Here is a 5802-nt window from a genome sequence, read left to right as displayed (position 1 = left end):
TCATTCCGGGTCCGGATTTTCCGACCGGCGGCCTTATTCTGGGCCGGGTAGGCATAAAGTCGGCTGCTCACACCGGGCGCGGCTCGGTGGTCATGCGGGCTCGTGTGCATACCGAAGAAATCCGCAAGGAGCGCGAAGCGCTTATCATTACCGAAATACCCTATCAGGTGAACAAGGCGTTGATGATCGAGCGCATTGCCGAACTTGTGCGCGAAAAGAAACTCGAAGGCATCTCGGATATCCGCGACGAGTCAGACCGGCAGGGCATGCGGGTGGTGATTGAGCTGAAGCGTGATGCGATGGCCGATATCGTGCTCAATCAACTCTATCGCTTCACGCCGCTGCAATCGACGTTTGGCATCAACAATGTGTGTCTGACCGGAGGCCGGCCGGAGCTGCTGAATCTCAAGGATCTGCTGCAGGCCTTCATCGCCTTTCGCGAGGAGGTTATTACCCGCCGTACCAAGTTCCTTCTTAACAAGGCCCGAGACCGGGCTCATGTATTGGTCGGACTGGCGATTGCCGTTGCCAATATCGACGAGGTGATCGCGTTGATCCGAAAGGCCAAGGATGCCGCCGAGGCTCGTGAGGCCCTGATGGGGCGGCAATGGCCGGCACGTGATATGGCGCCGTTGATTGCGCTGATCGCCGATCCCCGCCATAGCCTGACCGAGGATGGCAGCTATCGCCTGTCGGACGAGCAAGCGCGCGCCATTCTCGACTTGCGCCTGCAGCGGCTGACCGCGCTGGGCCGTGACGAGATCGCCGCGGAGCTCGAGAAACTCGCTGAGGAGATTGCCGATTATCTCAGCATCCTGCGCTCGCGCGAGCGCGTGCTCACCATCATCAAGGATGAGCTCACCTCCATTCGCCAGGAGTTCGCCACGCCGCGACGCACGGAGATCGTGGAGAACGATGGGGAGGTGGAAGACGAGGACCTGATACAGCGAGAGGACATGGTGGTGACAGTCAGCCATGCCGGCTACGTGAAACGGGTTCCGCTCTCGACCTATCGCGCCCAGAGGCGGGGCGGCAAGGGCCGCTCGGGCATGGGCACCAAGGAAGAGGATTTCGTCACCAAGCTGTTTGTGGCCAACACCCATACGCCAATTCTGTTCTTTTCGTCTGCGGGTATGGTCTACCGTCTCAAGACGTGGCGGCTTCCGATGGGCAACCCGCAATCGCGTGGCAAGGCGCTGATCAATCTCCTTCCGCTCGAAGCCGGCGAACGGATCACCACGATCCTGCCAATGCCGGAGGATGCAGCCGCAGCCGCCGGTCAATATCTGATGTTTGCTACGCGGTCGGGAACGGTACGTCGCAATGAAGTTTCAGATTTCGAACAGATCAACCGGTCGGGCAAGATCGCCATGAAGCTCGATGAAGGCGACATGATCGCCGGGGTCGAGATCTGCACCGAGGCGGACGACGTGTTGCTGACGACGGCGAAGGGTCAGTGCATCCGCTTCCCGGTGGCCGAGGTGCGGGTGTTCAAGGGCCGGGATTCGACTGGTGTCCGGGGCATTCGGCTCGAAGACGCTGACCGGCTCATTTCGATGTCGATCCTGCGCCACGCCGAGGCAACACCGGAGGAGCGCGCGGCCTATCTCAAGATGGCGCGTGCCGTTTCAGGTGAAGACGCGGAGGCGCCATTGGGTGCCGGTGATGAGGAGATGCCAGCCGAGACAACGCTGAGCCAGGAACGTTATGCTGCAATGGGCGCCGGCGAGCAGGTGATCCTGACCATATCCTCCAATGGCTACGGAAAGAGAACCTCCTCTTACGAATATCGGATTACCGGGCGGGGCGGCAAGGGCATCGTTGCAATGGCTGTCAATGAGCGCAACGGCCCACTGGTGGCCAGTTTCCCGGTCGAGGACGGTGATCAGATCATGCTGGTCACAGATGGGGGGCAACTGATCCGGACGCATGTGCGGGATATCGGCAAGAAGGGCCGCGCCACGCAGGGGGTGATCGTCATCGATGTGGCGGAGGGCGAACACGTTGTATCCGTGGAGCACATCACCGAGGATGAGGAGACAGATGAGTCCTGACCGCTGGAGGGGCTGGGTGCTCGTCGTATTTGCCTGACCCTGTTGCTTCGGTTTGAAAGCTTACTGTGCGATGACGCTGCCCGGAGCCACTGTTCGCCTGTCAGACCAAGGCCAGGAGTCCGTGCTTCTGGAGGCTTGCCTCCGGTGGTCGGAATGTGGCTAGCTTGCTTGGCTCTGGAGACCCTTCGGTGACCCACGAATCCTACCTTGCCTTTTCTGCTGCCGCGGCTGCATTGGCACTCGTGCCGGGCCCTACCATCACGGTAATCGTGGCCAATAGTCTTCGGTATGGCCACCGCGCCGGATTGATGAATGTTCTGGGAACCCAGGTGGGTTTCCTGATCTGGCTCTCCGTTGCCGCTTTGGGTCTAAGCGCTGCCATTGAATTGATGGGATTATGGTTCGACGTCTTGCGTTACGCTGGTGCGGCCTATCTCGTGTGGCTGGCGATCAAGCTGTTCCGAGCCCATGGGGACCTGGCCGTGGCGGTTGACCGTGCGCGCCCGCACGGCAGTTTCTTCCTGCAGGGCCTCATCGTCATCTTGTCGAATCCGAAAATGCTTGTGCTGTTTGGCGCAATGATCCCGCCCTTTCTCGCTCCGGAAAGCGATCCGATGCAGCAGATCCTGCTGCTCGGCGGCACCTTCATGGCAATTGCAGCAGCAGGCGACTGCGCCTATGCGCTGCTGGCTGGCAAGGCGGGAGCGTTTTTGTCCCGCTCCCGGATCAGGGCGTTGGAACTCATCAGTGGCTGCTTCCTGTTGGGGGGTGGTTTATGGATGGCATTGCGAGGACGCTGAACATGGCACGCATTGGTTTTTACCCAGGCTCGTTCGACCCCGTTACCTACGGACATCTCGACATCATTGCACGGGCTGCCCGTCTTGCCGACAGACTGGTGCTGGGGGTTGGAACGCATCATGGCAAGCACTCGCTGATCCCGGTCGAGACCAGAATGACTTTGCTGGAGACAGTGACCCGGCCGATAGCGGAACATACGGGCGCGAGGATTTCTGTGACAACCTTCGGTGGCCTTGCCGTTGATGCTGCCCGCGCTCATCATGCGGGGTTCATCATTCGCGGTTTGCGGGATGCAACGGATTTTGATTATGAGGTGCAGATGGCGCAGATGAACGTGTCATTGGCTCCTGACATCGAAACGGTTTTCCTGTCGGCGTCGCCCGCGACGCGGATGATAGCGTCTTCGCTGGTCAAACAGATCGCGCGAATGGGTGGTGACATCTCCCTGTTTGTCCCGAAAGAGGCGCAAACAGTCATGGCGGCGGTGCTTGCCACGGCATCGCATTGACATTTGTCAGCCGGACCGTCAGGAACGGCATCAGAAGAAACAACAGGAGTTCCCATGATCAGGAAACTGGCTCTGGCCACACTGGCCGCCGGCCTTCTCACGAGTCCGGCGCTGGCCGCTGAAAAGATCAAGATCGAAACGAGCAAAGGCTGTTCCTTCGAAATAGCGCTGCGGCCCGACCTTGCTCCAAAGCACGTGGCCCAGATCACCAAGCTGGCAAAATCCGGCTTCTATGACGGGATCGTGTTTCACCGGGTGATCGACGGCTTCATGGCGCAGACCGGTGACCCGACAGGCACTGGCATGGGCAGTTCCGACGAACCCGACCTCAAGGCAGAGTTCACCCCGGAGCCTTACCGGCGGGGCACGGTCGGCATGGCCCGCTCAAGCGACCCAGACTCTGGAAACAGTCAGTTCTTCATCATGTTCGCCGATGGCGATTTCCTGAACGGGCAGTATACGGTTTGGGGACAGGTGGATGAAAAAGGCATGGCTTGCGTCGACAAGATTGAGCGCGGCGAGCCCCCTGCGAACCCCGACAAGATGGTAAAGGTAACGGTGAAATAATGTCTGATCTTGAGAACACTCTGTACATGGACGTCGTCGATGCGAAGGGCGCTGCCAAAGGCCGCGTGACAATCGCTCTTCGCCCCGACCTTGCGCCCAACCATGTGGCGCGCATCAAGGAACTCGCCCGTGAGGGTGCCTATGATGGTGTCGTTTTCCATCGTGTCATCGAAGGCTTCATGGCGCAGGGTGGAGATGTGCAGTATGGCAACACTTCCAATTCCGATTTCAACGCTGGCAGGGCCGGGATGGGCGGTTCGAAGAAGGCAAATCTGAAGCAGGAATTTTCACGCGAGCCTCATGTGAGAGGTGTTTGCTCGATGGCGCGCTCGCAGAATCCGGACTCTGCCAATAGCCAGTTCTTCATCTGCTTCGGTGATGCTTCCTTTCTCGATCGGCAATACACGGTGTGGGGCAAGGTGACTGACGGCATGGCCGTTGTTGACGGCATAAAGCGAGGAGAGCCGGTACGCGAACCGGACCGCATTGCCAGAATGCAGGTAGCTTCGGACGCCAAGTAGCTGCGCTGGCTAGAAGGGCTCATCTGCCAATCACCATGCGCCTGTCCGACTTTGACTTTGATCTGCCGTCCGACCGCATCGCCCTGCGGCCGGCGTCGCCCCGGGATGCGGCGAAGCTGCTAGTCGTTCGCCCAGACCGACTGGAAGATCGGGTTTTCAGGGAACTGCCCGATCTTCTGAGGCCGGGGGACGTGCTGGTATTCAACAACACACGCGTGATCCCTGCTGCCTTGCGAGGCTACCGGGCCGGGCGCGGCGGGACGACCCCCAAGATCGAAGTGTTGCTGCATCAACGGATGGACGGCCAGCGCTGGAAGGCCTTTGCCAAGCCTGCGAAGAAGCTGCAATTGGGCGATAATGTTATATTTGTACGCGAAAACAAATCCCTAGCTGGAGTAATTGTAGAAAAAGGTGAAGCGGGAGAGGTTACCCTGAGCTTTTCTCTGTCCGGCCCGGCGCTGGATGGAGTGCTTGCTGAGGTGGGTGAGGTGCCGCTGCCACCCTATATCGCGGGCAAGCGTGCGACAGATGCTGAGGACAAGGCGGACTATCAGACCGTCTACGCCGAAAAGGAGGGGGCTGTGGCGGCTCCTACGGCAGGACTTCACTTCACGTCAAACCTCATAAGACTCTTAGAAGAATATGGAATATCAACAGAATTTGTAACCTTGCATGTCGGGGCAGGCACCTTTCTGCCAGTGAAAGTGGATGAGATCAGGCAGCATCGGATGCATGCCGAATGGGGTGAGGTGAGCCTGGAAACCTGTGAGCGCCTGAAGGCGGCACGTGGCCGGGGTGGGCGCATCGTTGCGGTGGGAACAACCTCGCTGCGGTTGCTTGAAAGTTCTGGTCTCGCGCCTTTCTCTGGCACGACCGAGATCTTCATTACACCTGGCTACCGCTTCCGTGCGGTGGATCTGTTGATCACTAATTTCCACTTGCCCAAATCCACACTGTTCATGCTCGTGGCCGCTTTTTCTGGGCTTGGGCGGATGCGTGAGGCCTATGCCCATGCCATCACGCACGATTATCGGTTCTATTCCTACGGCGACTCGAGCCTGCTATTCCCTGCGCCATGATCGAATTCGGCTTCGAACTTCAGGGCAAGGATGGACAGGCGCGTCTGGGCGAAGTCCGAACGCTGCATGGCCTGATCCGTACCCCGGCTTTCATGCCGGTAGGTACGGTTGGAACAGTGAAGGGCCTCTATCTCGACCAGGTCGAAGCCTCTGGGGCCGATATCATTTTGGGTAATACCTACCATCTCATGCTCCGGCCGGGGGCAGAGCAGGTGGCGCGGCTTGGCGGACTTCATGCATTCATGGGCTGGAACCGGCCAATTCTTACCGAT

General features: G+C 59.2%; 7 protein-coding genes. All 7 read left to right on the top strand.

Annotated features, from left to right (window positions below; translation table 11 throughout):
- The coding region (locus ACILRN_RS15305; protein WP_395689739.1) for a DNA gyrase C-terminal beta-propeller domain-containing protein at positions 1-2054 on the top strand (2054 nt) is incomplete at its 5' end.
- A gap of 188 nt (positions 2055-2242) precedes the next feature.
- Positions 2243-2854, top strand: a complete 612-nt coding sequence (locus ACILRN_RS15300) for a LysE family translocator (RefSeq protein WP_395689737.1) — start codon at positions 2243-2245, stop codon at positions 2852-2854.
- Positions 2855-2856: 2 nt separating this feature from the next.
- On the top strand, positions 2857-3363 hold the full coding sequence (gene coaD / locus ACILRN_RS15295; protein WP_395689735.1) for a pantetheine-phosphate adenylyltransferase: 507 nt from the start codon (positions 2857-2859) through the stop codon (positions 3361-3363).
- Between the two features lie 54 nt (positions 3364-3417).
- Entirely contained in the window at positions 3418-3930 is a 513-nt protein-coding gene (locus tag ACILRN_RS15290) for a peptidylprolyl isomerase (RefSeq protein WP_395689733.1), read from the top strand.
- Complete coding sequence (locus ACILRN_RS15285) at positions 3930-4451, top strand: peptidylprolyl isomerase (protein ID WP_395689731.1); 522 nt, start codon at positions 3930-3932, stop codon at positions 4449-4451. The genes ACILRN_RS15290 and ACILRN_RS15285 overlap by 1 nt, the downstream gene beginning before the upstream one ends.
- Positions 4452-4486: 35 nt before the next feature.
- Positions 4487-5530, top strand: a complete 1044-nt coding sequence (gene queA / locus ACILRN_RS15280) for a tRNA preQ1(34) S-adenosylmethionine ribosyltransferase-isomerase QueA (RefSeq protein ID WP_395689729.1) — start codon at positions 4487-4489, stop codon at positions 5528-5530.
- A partial coding sequence (locus ACILRN_RS15275) for a tRNA-guanine transglycosylase (protein ID WP_395689727.1) occupies positions 5527-5802 on the top strand: 276 nt, incomplete at its 3' end. The genes queA and ACILRN_RS15275, both read left to right, overlap by 4 nt.

Source organism: Aestuariivirga sp., assembly GCF_044238155.1.
Classification (GTDB): domain Bacteria; phylum Pseudomonadota; class Alphaproteobacteria; order Rhizobiales; family Aestuariivirgaceae; genus Aestuariivirga.
The sequence above is the reverse complement of the archived record's forward strand: the minus strand, read 5'-3'. Positions and strand labels throughout refer to the sequence as shown.

Bases quoted from the DNA above. Each gene is read 5' to 3' on its own strand.
- ACILRN_RS15290 (WP_395689733.1), top strand. From the start codon at position 3,418: ATGATCAGGAAACTGGCTCTGGCCACACTGGCCGCCGGCCTTCTCACG.
- queA (WP_395689729.1), top strand. From the start codon at position 4,487: ATGCGCCTGTCCGACTTTGACTTTGATCTGCCGTCCGACCGCATCGCC.
- coaD (WP_395689735.1), top strand. From the start codon at position 2,857: ATGGCACGCATTGGTTTTTACCCAGGCTCGTTCGACCCCGTTACCTAC.
- ACILRN_RS15285 (WP_395689731.1), top strand. From the start codon at position 3,930: ATGTCTGATCTTGAGAACACTCTGTACATGGACGTCGTCGATGCGAAG.